We start from the raw sequence: 15,568 nt of genomic DNA on the forward strand, positions 1-15,568 counted from the left end.
CCGGTGCGCCGCACCGGCTGGGCCGCCGCCTTCGGGTGGCGCCACCCGCGCCGCCGCCGTGCCGGTCGCCGGTGTCCGGCGTACGGCACCGCACCACCGAAACCCTGGAGATCCGTGAACACCCTGCCCGACTTCCCCTGGGACCGGCTGGAGCCGTACAAGGAGCGTGCCCGAGCGCACCCCGACGGCATCGTCGACCTGTCGGTCGGCACCCCGGTCGACCCGGTGCCACGGATCATCCAGGACGCCCTGGCCGCCGCCGCCGACAGCCCGGGCTACCCCACGACCCACGGCACGGCCGAGCTGCGCGAGGCCGCCGCCGGCTGGCTGCTGCGCAGGCACGGCGTGCGCGTCGGCCGGCGCGACGTGCTGCCCGTGATCGGCACCAAGGAGCTCGTCGCCTGGCTGCCGACCTTGCTCGGCGCCGGGCGGGTCGTCTTCCCCGAGCTGGCCTACCCCACCTACGACGTGGGCGCGCGGCTGGCGGGGGCCGCCACCCTGGCCTCCGACGGCCTGCTCTCGCTCGGACCCGAGCACGCCGACCTCGTCTGGGTCAACTCCCCCGGCAACCCCACGGGGCGCGTGCTGCCGACCGAGCACCTGCGCAAGGTGGTGGCGTGGGCCCGTGAGCGCGGCACGGTCGTCGCCTCCGACGAGTGCTACATCGAGCTCGGCTGGGAGGAGCGGCCCGTCTCCATCCTGCATCCCGACGTCTGCGACGGCTCTCACGAGGGGCTGCTGGCGGTCCATTCGCTCTCCAAGCGGTCCAACCTGGCCGGATACCGGGCCGGGTTCGTCACGGGCGACCCCGCCCTGGTCAAGCGACTCCTGGAGACGCGCAAGCACGCGGGCATGATGGTCCCGGCCCCGGTGCAGGCCGCGATGACGGCCGCGCTGGCCGACGACCGGCACGCCGACGAGCAGCGCGAGATCTACGGCGCCCGGCGCGCCCGGCTCCGGCCGGCGCTCGAACGGGCGGGCTGGCGCGTCGACCACTCGACAGCCGGCCTTTACTTCTGGGCTTCCAACGGAGAAAACTGCTGGGATCAGGTAGGCAAGCTCTCCGATATCGGTATTTTGGTCGCGCCGGGTGATTTCTATGGATCAGCAGGTAGCCAGCACATTCGCATCGCCGTGACGGCCACGGACGAACGCGTCGATGCGGCGCTGCGCCGCCTCCAGTAGGATCCCCCGTCATAAGTCGGCCCGCGGGTGCGCGGGCACGCACAAGTTGATAAGGCGTTTGCCAAGGCAGACCGCGAGTGGAGCGAGCTGATCGATGAGCATGACCGCCATGGTCGTACTCGGGCTGAGCGTCGCCACCGTCCTCCTGCTGCTGGGGGCCTTCCTGGCCACCCTGCGCCAGGACAGGAAGGGCCGCGCGACCGCGCCGCCGGTCGACGCCGCTCCCGTCGAGACCCCGCTGCCGGCGCCGGTGCCCGCTGCCGGGCACGACTACGCCGACCCCCGCACGATCAAGGTCGGCGACCGGATCGAGGTGCACGGCCAGCCCGCGCGCGTGCTGGGCGCCACATACGTCTCGTGGCAGGGCCAGGAGTGGACCGAATACCTCCTGCGCGACGGCCCCCGCCGACTCCAGTGGCTGTCGGTCCAGGTACGCCAGGGCCTGGCCGAGGGCGATCCACCCCACCTGGAGGTGCTCCTGTGGACCGAGGTGCCCACCCAGGGCATGGTCCCCGCCAAGAGCATGCTGATCATGGAGGGCGTCGAGTTCTTCCCTATCGAGCGCGGCACGGCGGCGTTCAGGTGCGAGGGTGACACCGGCATCCCCGAACGGGGCCTGCTCGACTTCGCCGACTACCGCGCCTCCGACGGGAGGCTGCTCTCCTTCGAGCGGATCCAGCGCGGCTCGTGGACGGCCAGCTACGCCAGGCCGCTGCCACCCGGCTCGATCGCCATCGTCAGCCGCGCCTCCTGAGGTCGCACGTCCTGAGGTCGCACGTCCTTGCTATGACAGATCCACCCGGCCGCCACCCGACGCGCCGCCGGGCCGCCAGCCCTCCACCTTCGTGTCGTTGACCCACATGGCGCCGCTGAAGCCGACGCGGCTCAGCCCGTACTTCCGCGCGTGCGCGACGGACCAGGCGGCGATCAGCCATCCGCGCTTCTCGCTGGTGACCCCGGAGCCGCCCAGCGCCCGCGAGAGCTGACGGCGCGCCTCGGCCGTCTGCGGCCGGGGCGTGGCGCTGCCCTGCCCCTTGCCGGGTGGATACCAGCAGTGCACGGCCCGGGGAACGCGGCCGGTGAACGCCGCGGCGAGGATCTTGGCATCAGGCTCGTGCGGAGCGTAGGCGTAGCCGCCCGCCGACCGCTGCACCTTCTGCGCGGCCTCGGCCAGCGGGATCTTGCGGTAGTTCTTCACCTTGACCAGGGCGGCGAAGAACTTGTTCGTCGCGTAGACGGGGTCCATCAACTGCTTCCTCCTGCCCCACCCCTGCGACTCGCGCTGCTGGAACACCCCGACCGAGTCGCGGTCGCCGTACTCCAGGTTGTAGAGCTTCGACTCCTGCAACGCCGTCGCGTACGCGATCACGACCGCCCGCTCGGGCAGCCCGCGGCGCGCGGCCACGGCGGCGATGGTCGCGGCGGTCTGCGCCTGGTCGACGTCGAGGGAAAGGTCGCCGCGGGGCGTGCGCACGGTGCAGTAGGCCTCCGGAACGGCCAGCGGTGTGGCCTTCTTGAGCAGGTGGTAGAGGCCCACGGAGATGCCGATCGCGAGCACGAGGACGATGGCCGCGATGGTGATGACACCGCGGGAGAAGCGCAGCCGCACCCTGAAGAACCTACCCGGCCGGATAAGCTCCGTGGCCATGAGTCACCAGAGCACTACGTCGCCGATACCCCGGGTGGTCGACTCCCTGTGGGAGCGCCGGGCGGAGCTGTCCCCGGAGGACGCCGAGGCCCGCACCGCGGTCGTGGGTGCGATCGACCTGCTCGACACGGGTAAGGCGCGGGTCGCCGAGGTGTCGGGCGGCGAGGTGGTGGTGGACGAACGGGCCAAGCGCGCGATCCTGCTCGCCTTCAAGGTGCTCGGCATGGCCCGCTCCCAGGTGGGCGACTTCCAGCACCACGACCGCGTGCCGCTCAAGACGACGTTCGACGGGGTGCGGGTGGTGCCGGGCGCCATCGCGCGGTGGGGCGCGTACGCGGCGCCTGGCGTGGTGCTGATGCCGTCGTTCACGAACATCGGCGCGTACGTCGACTCGGGCACGATGGTCGACACGTGGGCCACGGTCGGATCCTGCGCGCAGATCGGCAGCAACGTGCATCTGTCAGGCGGCGTCGGCATCGGCGGCGTGCTGGAGCCGCCCAACGCGGTGCCGGTGGTGGTCGAGGACGACGCGCTGATCGGCAGCCGGGCGATGATCGTCGAAGGGGCGCGGGTGGGCCGCGGTGCCGTCGTGGGGGCGGGCACGATCCTGTCGGCGTCGATCCCCGTGATAGACGTGGAGACCGGCGTGGAGCTGGCCCGCGGCAGGGTGCCCGACTGGTGCGTGGCGGTGGGCGGCACCCGGCCGAAGGAGTTTCCCGGAGGCACGTTCGGAATGCCCTGCGTGCTGGTGATCAAGCGGCTGGAGCCGGGGCAGCGGCATGACAAGGCGGCGCTCAACGAGGTGCTGCGCGAACACGGAGTGAACACCTGATGCTGGACCTGACCCAGGACGTGCGGGCGCTGACCGCCGCCATCGTGGACATCGAGTCGGTGAGCGGCGCCGAGCGGGCGCTCGCCGACGAGGTCGAGCGGGCGCTGGTCGCGCTGCCCCACCTGAAGATCGACAGGTCGGGCGAGACGGTCGTCGCCCGCACCTCGCTGGGACGCGGCGAGCGCGTGCTGATCGCCGGGCACCTCGACACCGTGCCCGTCCACGGCAACCTGCCCAGCCGCGTCGAGGGCGACCTGCTCCACGGCTGCGGCACGTCCGACATGAAGGCGGGGGTCGCGGTCGCGCTGAGGCTGGCGGCCACGGTGCCCGCGCCCAACCGCGACGTCACGTACGTCTTCTACGACTGCGAGGAGGTGGAGGCCGAGCGCAACGGGCTGACCCGGGTGGCCCGAGACCACGCCGGCTGGCTGGCCGCCGACTTCGCGGTGCTCATGGAGCCGACCGACGGCGTGATCGAGGGCGGCTGCCAGGGCACCCTGCGGGCCGAGATCCTGGTGACAGGCAAGCGCGCGCACAGCGCCAGGTCGTGGTTCGGGGTCAACGCCATCCACGGCATCGAGCCGGTCCTGGCCAGGCTCAACGCCTACGAGGCGCGGCAGCCGGTGGTCGACGGCCTGCGCTACCACGAGGGGCTGAACGCCGTGGGCGTGCGCGGCGGCGTCGCCGGCAACGTGATCCCCGACTCGTGCGTGGTGGTGGTCAACTACCGGTTCGCGCCCGACCTCACCGTGGACGAGGCGCAGGCGCACGTCCAGGAGGTGTTCGACGGGTTCGAGGTGAGCTTCACCGACGGGGCGCCCGGCGCCCGGCCGGGCCTGACGCACCCGGTGGCGGCGGCCTTCACCGCGGCCGTGGGGGGCGAGCCCCGGGCGAAGCTGGGGTGGACCGACGTGTCGAGGTTCTCGGCGCTGGGCGTCCCGGCGGTCAACTACGGGCCGGGCGACCCCAACCTGGCGCACCAGCAGGGGGAGTACGTGTCGCTCACCAAGATCGTGGAAGGCGAGCGGGCGATGCGCGACTGGCTCACAAAATGAAAGTGGCCTTCCTCGCCGGCCATTTGGCGGGGAAAGCCACTTTCAGTCCCGAGCAGCACCCTCGGCAGTTAGACGCAGGGAAGTCGAAATCTGGTTCCCTGCCATTTTCAAGATTTTTTACACGCTGGCAACAGGACGTCCACCTGCGGTTATGTGCCTCACGGTTGGCTGGAAGCCTCCTGGAGGGCGCTCACGTCCCCGCCCCGAGCGCGGTGAGCCGGCGGGCGGGGCGCGCCTGACGTATCAGCCACCCGGGATTCGTGAGCCCGGGAAGGGGACTAGCGTGATCCGCATGGATACGACACGTCGCGAACGCCGTCAGGGTCAGGCCGTGGTCCGCGGCAAACTCGTGCCCGAGTCCACGCACGACCAGCGGTTGCTCGATCGCCAGGGCCCCACCGACTGGGTCCACATGGATCCGTGGCGGGTGCTGCGCATCCAGGCCGAGTTCGTCGAGGGCTTCGGCCAGCTCGCCGAGCTGCCCAGGGCCGTCACCGTCTTCGGCTCGGCCCGCACCCCGCATGACTCGCCCGACTACGAGATGGGCCGGGCCCTCGGCCAGGCCATCGCCAGGGCGGGCTACGCCGTCATCACGGGTGGCGGGCCGGGCGTCATGGAGGCGGCCAACAGGGGCGCCTCCGAGGTGGACGGCGCGGTCTCGGTGGGCCTCGGCATCGAGCTCCCGTTCGAGCAGCGCATGAACGACTACGTGGAGCTCGGCATCGAGTTCCGCTACTTCTTCGTGCGCAAGACGATGTTCGTGAAGTACTCCTGTGGGTTCATCGCGCTGCCCGGCGGCTTCGGCACGCTGGACGAGCTGTTCGAGGCCCTGACGCTGGTGCAGACGCACAAGGTGACCTCGTTCCCCGTCGTGCTGATGGGGTCGGAGTTCTGGGGCGGCCTGATCGACTGGATCAAGAGCACGCTCCTCGGCACGGGCAAGATCGCTGAGCGGGACCTCGACCTGATCACCGTCACGGACAACGTCGACGAGGCCGTGCGCATCATCGTCGACTCCGACCGTGTCCGTTCCCGGCAGCGCGAGGAGGAACTGGAGGCCGTCGCGAGCCACTCAGCCGAACCCCAATAAGCTGACATGTCGTGAATGTCTGCGTCTTTTGCGCGTCCAGTCAGAAGATCGACCCCAAGTACCTCGACCTGGCCGTCCAGGTCGGCACCGAGCTGGCCAAGCGAGGGCACACCCTGGTCAGCGGCGGCGCGACCGTCTCGTGCATGGGCGCCGTCACCGCCGCGGCCCGCGCCGCCGGTGGCCGTACGATCGGCGTGATCCCCCAGGCCCTGGTGGACATCGAGATCGCCGACCGGCAGTCGGACGAGCTGATCGTCACGGCCGGCATGCGTGAGCGCAAGGGCGTCATGGACGCCCGCTCCGACGCCTTCCTCGTCCTGCCCGGCGGCATCGGCACGCTGGAGGAGCTCTTCGAGATCTGGACGGCGAGGGTCCTCGGCATCCACGACCGGCCGCTGGTCATCCTCGACCCCTGGAGCCTGTACGCCCCGCTGCGCGCGCTCGTCGAGACCATGTACGACGAGGGGTTCACCCGGGCGAACGTCTTCGACGCCATCGCCTGGACGACCTCGGTCGAGGAGGCGTTCGCCCACCTGGAGGGCCGGGCCAAGCCCGTCCGCCCCACGGTGGAGGAGCTCGGCGAGGCCGCCGGCTGACAGGTCACTCCCGTCGCCGCGACGCGCCCGGTAGTGCCCCAGACACGCACCAAGCGTGCGAAGTGCGGGACTCATGCCTCGAAGGTATGAGTACGATGCCAATGTGCTGGTCATACTCGCCATCGCCATCGCCGCCCTCGCCATCCTGGCCTGCGTGGTGCTGGTCTCCCTCGGCAGGGGCGGTGAGCTGACCGAGTTCCCGCCGGACGTGCCGCCTCTCGACCTGCCCGAGCCGGGACAGCTCACGGCGGTCGACTTCATGGCGCTGCAACTGCCGGTCAACCTCGTCGGCTATCACACGCAGAGCGTCGACGAGACCCTGCGCAGGGCCGCCACCGCGCTCAGCGCCCGCGACACCAGGATCGCGGTGCTGGAGCAGCGGGTCTCGGAGCTGATGTCGAGCAGGCTCCACGCGCGCCAGGAGGTCTACGCGACGCCCGCTCCCGGCGGGCCGCGCACCGACCACGAGCCCGAGGCCCCGGCGGTGCCGCTGGAGCTGCCCGAAGAGGGCGACCCGCTCCCCACGGGCGGCCCCGCCGCCCGCCCTTCGAGCCCGAGCACCCACCGGACGCCTCCGGAGGCGACCACCCCCGAGGCCCCGCAGAGCCCCGCGGAGACCGCGGAGACCGCCTCCGAGGGCCCTGACGGCGCCTCCGAGGGCGTGGAGAGCGCGGCCGAAGGGGAAGAGGGGGCGCGGGACGCGGAGGCAGCGGTGGAGCCCGGTTCCCGTGACAGTGACAGTGACAGCGCGGACGGGGACGCGCGGACGGTGGCCGGCAAGGACGGGGACGCCCGGCCGTGACCGAGGTGATCCGCTGCTCCTGGGCGGGCATGTCGGACCCGCTCTACATCGGCTACCACGACGACGAATGGGGCCGCCCGGTCCGGGATGACGACGGGGTCTTCGAGCGCGTCACGCTTGAGGCGTTCCAGTCGGGGCTGTCCTGGCTGACGATCCTGCGCAAGCGCGAGAACTTCCGCGCCGCGTTCGACGGCTTCTCCATCCCGAAGGTGGCCGCCTACACCGAGCAGGACGTGGAGAGGCTCCTCGCCGACCCCGGCATCGTGCGCAACAGGGCCAAGGTGCTGGCGGCCGTCGACAACGCCAGGGCGGCGCTCGGCCTGCCCGACGGGCTGGCCGAGCTGGTGTGGCGCCACGCCGACCCGGACGCCCCGGTGCCCAGGACCATGGCCGACGTCCCGGCCACCACGCCCGGCTCCGTGGCGCTGTCCAAGGAGCTCAAGAGGCACGGCTTCCGGTTCGTCGGCCCGACCACCGCGTACGCGCTCATGCAGGCCATCGGGCTGGTCAACGACCACATCGAGGGCTGCGTCGCCCGAGTGAGACCCTGAGGGCCCCTCGCACGGGCCTCAGCGGCCGTGGAACGTCGGTCGCTCCTTGGCCAGGAAGGCCCGCGTGGCGTCCACGTGGTCCTGGGTGCCGGCGCACTCGTTCTGCAGCTCGGCCTCCAGGGCCAGGGCCTCGGGCAGCGAGTGTGCCGCCGCGTACGCCAGCGCCCGCTTCGTGGCCGCGTAGGCCAGGGTGGGGCCCTGCGCCAGCCGAGCCGCGAGCTCCTGGGCGGTCTTCAGCACGTCGTCGGCGGGCACCACGCGCGTGACCAGGCCGAGCTCCAGAGCGCGGGCCGCGTCCAGCGGCTCGCCGAGCAGCAGCAGTTCGGCGGCCCGGCCCGGTCCGGCCAGGCGCTGCAGGGTCCAGGAGGCGCCCGAGTCGGGAGCCAGGCCGATGCCCGCGAAGGCCAGCGCGAACTTGGCCTTCTCCGAGACCACCCGCAGGTCGCAGGCGAAGGTCAGCGCGGCGCCCGCGCCCGCCGCGACCCCGTTGACGGCGGCCACCACCGGCTTGGGCATGGTGGTGAGAAGCTCGATCGTCGGGTTGTAGTGCCGCCGCACGGTGTCGGCCAGCCCGCGGCCCGCCTCCAGGTTGGCGGCGTGCTCGCGCAGGTCCTGCCCGGCGCAGAAGGCCCGGCCCGAGCCGGTCAGCAGCACCGCCCTGACCTCCGGGTCGCCGGCCGCCTGGCGCAGCGCGTCGAGCAGGGCCTCCTTCAGGTCGGCGGTCAGCGAGTTCATCGCGTCGGGCCGGTCCAGGGTGATGGTGGCGACGGCGTCGGTCACGTCAGAGCGGATCAAGGCGACTCCATGTCAGGGCGGATCACGACAGTTCCCTGTCGACGAAAGCGGCGGCTGCGGGCAGGAGGCGGGCCGCCTCCTGCTCGAAGTATGCTCTGGCCTTGTCTCCCGGCCAGCCGGGGGGCAGCAGTTCGGGCGGCAGGCCGGGGTCGCGGAACAGGAAGTTGCGCCACCCGTGCACCAGTCTGCTCCTGGCCGCGAACACCCGGTCGGCGGGGGCCTCGCGGGGAAGCGCCCCGACCAGCGTGGCGGCCTCCGCCAGCCAGCTCTCGTACGCCTCGCCGATGGTCTTCAGGTCCCACGCCCGCGCCACCAGCTCATGGGGATCGCCCTCCAGGGCCGCGTCGAACCGGTCGGCGCGCACGCCCTCGCCGCCGAGCAGGTTGTCCAGTTCGGCGGACGAACGCGGCCCGATCCAGGTGGTCTCCGACAGCGCCGCGTACCCGAGAAACGTCAGGTCGGCCTTGATGCGCTCCCTGCGCGGCCGATCCCTGACCGGCCCGCAAACGATCACGTGCCAGCGGCCGTGCCACTCCGGTGCGCCTGCTCGGTAAATTCTCAGTGCGGCCTCGTCCAGCCTTTTCGCGCACTTCGGAGTGAGCCCGTACCCGGCTCCCTGGGGCAGTCTCACGGGCCGCAGCCAGCCCTGCCTGACCATGCGCGAAACAGCGGTGCGCACGGCGGGAGCGGCGATCTCCAGGGGCTTCATGAGCCGCACGAGAGCGGCCACCGACGCCTGTCCACCCCGGGAGCGCAGGTGGTCGCCATACAGGTCGAACAGGGCGGAGCGTGCGTGCACGGAGTCCAGTTTGGCCGCCTTCGCCACCCTGGACAACGCATTCTGGGAGGAGATCGTTACCCATGAGGGCTCTCGATGCGGGAGAATAGGACATCACAGATGACGTGAATGCGCCGCCCTCCCTAGCGGGCGGTATGAAAAATCGCGGGCCGCGGGAGCCCAAGGCAGGAAGGGATGCACGCATGGCGGCGATGAAGCCGCGGACCGGCGATGGTCCGCTCGAGGTCACCAAGGAAGGGCGCGGCATTGTCATGCGGGTCCCCCTGGAGGGTGGCGGCCGGCTCGTCGTGGAGATTTCCGCCGACGAGGCGAAGGCGCTGGGCGAGGCGTTGAAGAACGTCGTCGGCTGAGCGCACCCGATCCGATTTGGCGCACGACCCTGGCGTCCTTCCGCGCCAGGGTCGTTGATGTTCGAGGAGGGGTCCCGTGCCCATTGAGACCACTGCGTCGGTGGTCGCCGACGTTCCCGCCGGCGCCGAGCTGCTGGCCGTCCCCTACACCCCGGATCTGGCCCCGGTCCTCCCGCTGGACCTGCCGGTGCCGGTGCCGGGCCTGCTGGCGCACTACGAAGCCAAGGGAGACGCGGGAGAGATCGTCGAGGTGCCCGTGGCACGGGAGCAGGGTGTGGGGCGCGTCCTGCTCTACGGCGTCGGTGACGGCTCGCAGCGGGCGCTGCGCAAGGCCGCCGCGCTGCTGACGCGCAGGGCCAGGGGCCGCGCGCAGCTGACCGTGGTCGTGCCCGAGGGTGACGCCGCCGCTTTCGCGGAGGCCGCGCTGCTCGCCGCCTACACCTTCAAGATGGGCGAGCCGGGCAAGAAGCCCGTGCGTGAGCTGCGCCTCGTCGGCGCCGACGAGCGGGCCGTACGCCGTGGGGAGCGCGTCGCCCAGGCCGTGGCGCTGGCCCGTGACCTGGCCAACACGCCGGCGTCCGTCAAGACCCCCGCCTGGCTCGCCGAACGCGCCGCGGAGCAGGGCGTGCCCGTGCGGGTGTGGGACGAGGAGCAGTTGCGGGCCGACGGCTTCGGCGGCATCCTCGCGGTCGGACGGGGCTCGGCCAGGCCGCCCCGGCTCATCCAGCTCTCCTACACGCCCGAGGAGCCCCCCGCGGGCCCGGCCACCCGGCACATCGTGCTGGTCGGCAAGGGCATCACGTTCGACTCCGGCGGCCTGTCGCTCAAGCCGACGGAGAACATGAAGGTGCAGAAGACCGACATGGCGGGCGGCGCAGTGGTGATCGCCGTCATCGGCGCGCTGGCCGCGCTGGGCGCGCCCGTACGGGTCACCGGCCTGGTCGCCGCCGCCGAGAACATGCCCTCCGGCACGGCCCAGCGGCCCAGCGACGTCATCAGGCACTACGGCGGGCGCACGGTCGAGGTGCTCAACACCGACGCCGAGGGGCGGCTGGTGCTGGCCGACGCGCTGGCCTACGCCGACGCCGAGCTCGAACCCGACGCGGTCGTCGACATCGCCACGCTGACCGGCGCGATCAGCGTCGGGCTCGGGCGGACTCTCGGGGCCGTCTACTCCAGCGACGACGACCTGGCCCGGCAGTTGCTGGACGCGGGGCAGGCCAGCGACGACCGGCTGTGGCGGATGCCGCTGATCGACGACTACGCGCCGGCGCTGGAGTCGTCGATCGCCGACCTGGCCAACGTCGAGAAGGGCTCCACCTACGGGGCCGGATCCATCACGGCGGCGCTGTTCCTGCGGGAGTTCGCCGGCAAGCGGCCGTGGGCGCACCTCGACATCGCCGGGGTCGGGCGCAGCACCGTGGACGAGGGCGCCATCACCAAGGGCGCGACGGGCTTCGGGGTCCGCGTGCTCCTGGAGTGGCTCACCCGGCGACCTTGACGGCGGCCAGGAGGCCGTCGCCCAGGGGCATCAGCAGCGAGCGGAGGCGGTCGTCGGACTGCGCGAGCTTGCCCAGCTCGCGCAGGGCGACCGTGTCGGGGTCGCGTTGAGCCGGGTCGGCCACCCGGTTGTGCCAGAGCGCGTTGTCGAAGGCCACGATGCCGCCCACGCGCAGCAGGCGGACGGCCTCGGCCAGGTAGTCGGCGTACTCCTGCTTGGCCCCGTCGGCGAAGACCATGTCGTAGCCGCCGTCGGAGAGCCGGGGCAGCACGTCCAGCGCCCGCCCGGAGATCAGCCGCACCCGGCCGCCGGAGAACCCCGCGTCCGCGAACGCCTGCCTGGCCAGCCGCTGGTGCTCGGGCTCCACGTCCACGCTGGTCAGCGTGCCGTCGGGGCGCATGCCGCGCAGCAGCCAGAGCCCCGAGACGCCGCAGCCGGTGCCGATCTCGACGACCGACTTGGCGTTGAGCGCCGTGGCGAGGAAGCAGAGCGCCGCCCCACCCCCGGGAAGGATGGGCGGGGCCCCCATCTCCAGGCCGCGCTGCCGCGCAGCGTGCAGGATGTCATCCTCGTGATGAAACTGCTCCGCATAGGCCAGAGTGGCCTCTACCGGACTGGTCATCGGCCTCCTCCCCCCACATTCGTGCCATTGGTCACCGATCGCAGCCTAGGGGAGACACGCCACGACGGGAACTCAGAAGGACCTTGCGGCGTTGCAGGTTTAAACGGGCTTTGCCGGTCCGGAAGGCAGGCAGTACGCATGAAGGGACGAAACCAGGCACTATGGCGGTAGCGGTGGTCCCAGAGAGAGGAGTTCTGGTGGACGAAAGCGACCACCAGGCCGATGCTCCCGTGTCTGACTGGACACCTCCCACCTGGGAGGAAGTGGTGCGGACTCACTCCGCGCGCGTGTATCGGCTGGCGTATCGCCTGACCGGCAACGTCCACGACGCCGAGGATCTCACGCAGGAGGTCTTCGTACGGGTCTTCAGGTCCCTGTCCAGCTATACGCCCGGCACGTTCGAGGGCTGGCTGCACCGGATCACGACGAACCTGTTCCTCGACATGGCGCGGCGCAAGCAGCGCATCCGGTTCGAGGGTCTCGCGGAGGACGCCGCCGAGCGGCTGCGCGGTCGCGAGCCGTCGCCGGCGCAGGCGTTCGACGACGCCCACCTCGAGCCCGACATCCAGGCGGCGCTCGACGCCCTCGCACCGGAGTTCCGCGCGGCGATCGTGCTGTGCGACATCGAGGGCCTGTCCTACGAGGAGATCGCGGCCACGCTCGGCGTGAAGCTGGGCACGGTCCGCAGCCGTATTCACCGTGGCCGGGCACAGTTGCGCGAGGCGCTCGACCATCGGGCCCCCCGTAACTCACAACTCCCCCCGCCAGCATTCCCGTCGGGGACCCGTGGGGAGGAAGTCTGATATGTCGCATCTTGGAGAACGCGTATCCGCGCTCGTGGACGGTGAGCTGAGCCACACCGATCGCGACCGCGCCCTTGCCCACCTGGCTTTCTGTGCCGACTGCAGGCGGGAGGTCGAGTCGATGCGGGCGCTGAAGTCGCGCCTGCGCTCCCTCGACGACCTGGCCATGCCGGTCGACCTCACCATGTCGCTGCTCCGGATGGCCGAACCCGGCGGCCCCTTGCCCCCGCGGGAGCGGCCTTTCCCTACACGGACGTTCGGAGGGGTGCCCATCCCGGGGCCCCACAGCATCGCCCCTCTGGACAACCGCCCGCGCAGGGACGCGAGTGGTGGCGCCTCGGGCCCCGGCCGTGGCGCTAGGCGGCGCACCACCTACGTGGCGGTCGGCGTGGTGTCCGCGGCCGTCGCCCTCGGTACGTTCCTGGCCGCCTCCGGCACGGGGCAGGGCACCACGCCCCCGCCGGTCGAGCTGTGGCGGGTGCAGCAGGCGCCCGTGACCACCCCTTCCACCGCCACGCCTTGACCGCGAGTCAAGGCTGGGACACTCGGTTGGCGTAGTCGACGGCTTCGGGGGCATACGATCTGGGTTCGGGACTTTGTCAGGGCCCCGCTTATGGGGGCGATTCCTGACGAACGCTTTACGACTCCCGTATGCCTATCGCGCCAAGATTGCGGTGTCGAGCAAGGAGTGGTGAGACCTAGATGACCGACGAGACGCGCCCCGACGATGGACGCAGGCCGTCGGACTTCCCGGACCCACAGGGGCGCCCGGAGTTCCGGCCCGCGGACGAACGCGCGGACCAGCACGATCCGCGCGGTGCGGGGGCTGCCTCGTCCGGCGCGTGGGGCGACCCCTCGGGCCGCCCGGGTGACACGTCGGTCTTCGGCGGCCCCGACAACAACTCCGTCGAATTCCCGTACGGCAGGCAGGACAATCCCGCCTACGACCCGTACGGTGCCTCCGGCGGTCCGTACGGCGGTCCGTCGAGCGGCGCGATGCCGCAGGGAGGCGATCCGGAGGGCCGCTCCTCCACCCGTGCCTACGAGGGCCCGTTCTTCGGCGGTTCGGCGGGCGCCCCGCCCTACGGCGACGCGCCCCCACCCCCGCAGGGCGCGTCCGGGATGGGCGCCGGATGGGCGCCACCACCTCCGGCCCAGCAGGCCACCACGCCGGGGGGCAGGCGTGGTCCCGGCACCGGTCTGCTGATCGTGCTGGCCGTGGTCATCGCGATCGTGGCCTCGCTGATCGGCAGCGTCGGCACCTACCTGGCCACCAGGCCGACCGGCGGCAACGACCCCTCCTACAGCCTCGGCCCGCCCCCGTCCGGCGCTCCCAACCGCGCCCCCGACTCGGTGGCGGGTGTCGCCGCCCGCGTGCTGCCCAGCGTCGTCTCGCTGGAGGTCGGCAACGGCAGCAGCTCGGAGGGCGCGACCGGCTCCGGATTCCTGATCAAGGGCGGCTACGTGGTCACCAACAACCACGTGGTGGCGATGGCCGCCAAGGGCGGCGAGATCCGGATCATGTTCAACAACCGCAAGACCACGTCGGGCCGGATCGTCGGCCGCGACCCGGGCTCCGACCTGGCCGTCGTCAAGCCGGAGGAGACGTTCGGCACGCCGGAGATCGTCCTCGGCAACTCCGACCAGGTGGTCGTCGGCGACCCGGTCATCGCCGTCGGCTCGCCGCTCGGTCTGTCGGGCACGGTCACCACGGGCATCGTCAGCTCGCTCAACCGCCCGGTGATCGCCGGCGACGAGAGCGGCACCTCCGAGGAGCCCGCGTACATCAGCGCCATCCAGACCGACGCGGCCATCAACCCGGGCAACTCGGGCGGCCCGCTGGTCAACGGCAAGGGCGAGGTCGTGGGGGTCAACTCCGCGATCGCCACGCTGAGCCGTTCGCTCAACAGCCAGAGCGGCAGCATCGGCCTCGGCTTCGCCATCCCCGTCAACCAGGCGCGACGCGTCGCCCAGGAGCTCGTCACGGACGGCAAGGCCAAGCGCCCCAAGATCGGCATCGTCCTCGACAGGGACTACAAGGGCGAGGGCGTCCGCATCGCCTCGGAGCACGCGAACGGGCGCCCGCCGGTGGACGCCAACGGCCCCGCCGGCAAGGCCGGTCTGAAGGGGGGCGACGTCATCCTGGAGATCGACGGGCTCCGCCTGCAGGACGGCAACGAGCTCATCGCGCTGATCCGCAGCAAGACGCCCGGCTCCAAGATCACCATCAGGTACCAGCGGGCGGGCCAGGAGCGCACCGCCACCCTCACCGTGATGGCCGAGGACGAGCCGACGCCCACGCCGTCCTGATCCGGACCCCGATCCCGGCCGTGTCCGGCCGCGCGGCCGGATGAGCGTGACGTCACGGGCGGGCGAGCGGGGTTGGGTGGGTTGATACTTTCTTGTCCGAGGTGGACGACCGACCAACCTCCTGAAGCCTTTAGTCTGGGATGTGCCGGGGTCGTCCTCGGAGCATTGGCACTGCGGTAGGAGCTCACGGTGTTCGGACTGGGCTGGCTGGAGATCGGTGCGCTGATCGTCATCGCGCTGCTCGTCTTCGGCCCTGAGCGGCTGCCCCAGGCGGCGGCGCAGGCGGGCAAGACGCTGCGCAATCTCCGGCGGATGGCCAACAACGCGCGAGACGATCTGCGTGCCGGGCTGCCCCCCGAGTTCTCCAACTTCGACCCCGCCGACCTCAACCCGCGAAACTTCGTCCGCAAGCACCTTCTTGACGACCTCGAGGACGACTGGAACGACAAGTCCCGCGAGCTGGAGCCGGCCACCGCGCCATACATCTCGGAGCCCGTCGACGAACTGGGCTACGGCGAGCTCCCGCCGTACGACTCCGAAGCCACCTGACGCCCACGCGGAGGCGGGCCTGCCGCCTGGCCGGGGCGCGCCTGACGCAGCGCGCCGGGGCGCGCCTGAGGCCCCGCACC

The 15,568-nt window shown here is 71.6% G+C and carries 18 protein-coding genes; 14 read left to right on the forward strand and 4 right to left on the reverse strand.

Going from position 1 to position 15,568, the window contains the following annotated elements:
- The first annotated feature begins 114 nt into the window (after positions 1 to 114).
- Entirely contained in the window at positions 115 to 1,185 is a 1,071-nt protein-coding gene (gene dapC, locus DQW85_RS37245; RefSeq protein ID WP_113704439.1) for a succinyldiaminopimelate transaminase, read from the forward strand.
- A gap of 94 nt (positions 1,186 to 1,279) precedes the next feature.
- Positions 1,280 to 1,939, forward strand: coding sequence for a DUF4178 domain-containing protein (locus tag DQW85_RS37250; protein WP_240197677.1), 660 nt, complete (start codon positions 1,280 to 1,282; stop codon positions 1,937 to 1,939).
- A gap of 30 nt (positions 1,940 to 1,969) precedes the next feature.
- On the opposite strand, the gene DQW85_RS37255 is transcribed toward DQW85_RS37250, so the two are convergent.
- Positions 1,970 to 2,833, reverse strand: a complete 864-nt coding sequence (locus tag DQW85_RS37255) for a hypothetical protein (RefSeq protein ID WP_240197678.1) — start codon at positions 2,831 to 2,833, stop codon at positions 1,970 to 1,972.
- On the opposite strand from DQW85_RS37255, the gene DQW85_RS37260 reads away from it, so the two are divergent.
- From DQW85_RS37260 to DQW85_RS37285, 6 genes are all read left to right on the forward strand, one after another.
- Complete coding sequence (locus tag DQW85_RS37260; RefSeq protein WP_113704454.1) at positions 2,832 to 3,665, forward strand: 2,3,4,5-tetrahydropyridine-2,6-dicarboxylate N-succinyltransferase; 834 nt, start codon at positions 2,832 to 2,834, stop codon at positions 3,663 to 3,665. The genes DQW85_RS37255 and DQW85_RS37260 overlap by 2 nt on opposite strands.
- On the forward strand, positions 3,665 to 4,720 hold the full coding sequence (gene dapE / locus DQW85_RS37265) for a succinyl-diaminopimelate desuccinylase (protein WP_113704441.1): 1,056 nt from the start codon (positions 3,665 to 3,667) through the stop codon (positions 4,718 to 4,720). Before DQW85_RS37260 ends, dapE begins: the two co-directional genes overlap by 1 nt.
- A gap of 292 nt (positions 4,721 to 5,012) precedes the next feature.
- On the forward strand, positions 5,013 to 5,810 hold the full coding sequence (locus tag DQW85_RS37270) for an LOG family protein (protein WP_113704442.1): 798 nt from the start codon (positions 5,013 to 5,015) through the stop codon (positions 5,808 to 5,810).
- Between the two features lie 11 nt (positions 5,811 to 5,821).
- Positions 5,822 to 6,406 carry an LOG family protein gene (locus DQW85_RS37275; protein ID WP_113704443.1) on the forward strand — a complete coding sequence of 195 codons (585 nt, stop codon included), beginning with the start codon at positions 5,822 to 5,824 and terminating at the stop codon, positions 6,404 to 6,406.
- A 103-nt stretch (positions 6,407 to 6,509) separates the two neighbouring features.
- Entirely contained in the window at positions 6,510 to 7,208 is a 699-nt protein-coding gene (locus DQW85_RS37280) for a hypothetical protein (RefSeq protein ID WP_113704444.1), read from the forward strand.
- Positions 7,205 to 7,759 (forward strand): DNA-3-methyladenine glycosylase I, encoded by a 555-nt coding sequence (locus tag DQW85_RS37285; RefSeq protein ID WP_113704445.1) that lies wholly within the window; start codon positions 7,205 to 7,207, stop codon positions 7,757 to 7,759. Before DQW85_RS37280 ends, DQW85_RS37285 begins: the two co-directional genes overlap by 4 nt.
- An 18-nt stretch (positions 7,760 to 7,777) precedes the next feature.
- Here the strand turns inward: DQW85_RS37285 and DQW85_RS37290 are convergent, their stop codons facing one another.
- Positions 7,778 to 8,554: an enoyl-CoA hydratase-related protein gene (locus tag DQW85_RS37290; protein WP_113704446.1), complete on the reverse strand. Its 777-nt coding sequence runs from the start codon at positions 8,552 to 8,554 to the stop codon at positions 7,778 to 7,780.
- A 22-nt stretch (positions 8,555 to 8,576) separates the two neighbouring features.
- Positions 8,577 to 9,353 (reverse strand): PaaX family transcriptional regulator, encoded by a 777-nt coding sequence (locus DQW85_RS37295; protein WP_113704455.1) that lies wholly within the window; start codon positions 9,351 to 9,353, stop codon positions 8,577 to 8,579.
- Between the two features lie 182 nt (positions 9,354 to 9,535).
- On the opposite strand from DQW85_RS37295, the gene DQW85_RS37300 reads away from it, so the two are divergent.
- Together DQW85_RS37300 and DQW85_RS37305 are read left to right on the forward strand one after the other, a co-directional pair.
- Positions 9,536 to 9,703: a DUF3117 domain-containing protein gene (locus tag DQW85_RS37300; protein WP_020545024.1), complete on the forward strand. Its 168-nt coding sequence runs from the start codon at positions 9,536 to 9,538 to the stop codon at positions 9,701 to 9,703.
- A 76-nt stretch (positions 9,704 to 9,779) separates the two neighbouring features.
- Positions 9,780 to 11,204, forward strand: coding sequence for a leucyl aminopeptidase (locus tag DQW85_RS37305; RefSeq protein ID WP_113704447.1), 1,425 nt, complete (start codon positions 9,780 to 9,782; stop codon positions 11,202 to 11,204).
- Here the strand turns inward: DQW85_RS37305 and DQW85_RS37310 are convergent.
- Positions 11,188 to 11,826, reverse strand: coding sequence for an O-methyltransferase (locus DQW85_RS37310; protein WP_113704448.1), 639 nt, complete (start codon positions 11,824 to 11,826; stop codon positions 11,188 to 11,190). The two genes, DQW85_RS37305 and DQW85_RS37310, sit on opposite strands and share 17 nt — an antisense overlap.
- 161 nt (positions 11,827 to 11,987) lie before the next feature.
- Here DQW85_RS37310 and sigE point away from each other — a divergent pair, with 161 nt between their 5' ends.
- From sigE to DQW85_RS37330, 4 genes are all read left to right on the forward strand, one after another.
- Complete coding sequence (gene sigE, locus DQW85_RS37315; RefSeq protein ID WP_113704449.1) at positions 11,988 to 12,629, forward strand: RNA polymerase sigma factor SigE; 642 nt, start codon at positions 11,988 to 11,990, stop codon at positions 12,627 to 12,629.
- Position 12,630: 1 nt separating this feature from the next.
- Positions 12,631 to 13,152, forward strand: a complete 522-nt coding sequence (locus tag DQW85_RS37320; protein ID WP_113704450.1) for an anti-sigma factor family protein — start codon at positions 12,631 to 12,633, stop codon at positions 13,150 to 13,152.
- Positions 13,153 to 13,331: 179 nt separating this feature from the next.
- The gene (locus tag DQW85_RS37325; protein WP_113704451.1) at positions 13,332 to 14,939 is read left to right on the forward strand and encodes a S1C family serine protease; all 1,608 of its coding nucleotides are present in this window, start codon (positions 13,332 to 13,334) and stop codon (positions 14,937 to 14,939) included.
- 189 nt (positions 14,940 to 15,128) lie between these two features.
- Positions 15,129 to 15,488: a sec-independent translocase gene (locus tag DQW85_RS37330; RefSeq protein WP_113704452.1), complete on the forward strand. Its 360-nt coding sequence runs from the start codon at positions 15,129 to 15,131 to the stop codon at positions 15,486 to 15,488.
- Positions 15,489 to 15,568: the final 80 nt, after the last annotated feature.

The sequence above is a fragment of the Nonomuraea lactucae genome (assembly GCF_003313395.1).
Taxonomy (GTDB): domain Bacteria; phylum Actinomycetota; class Actinomycetes; order Streptosporangiales; family Streptosporangiaceae; genus Nonomuraea; species Nonomuraea lactucae.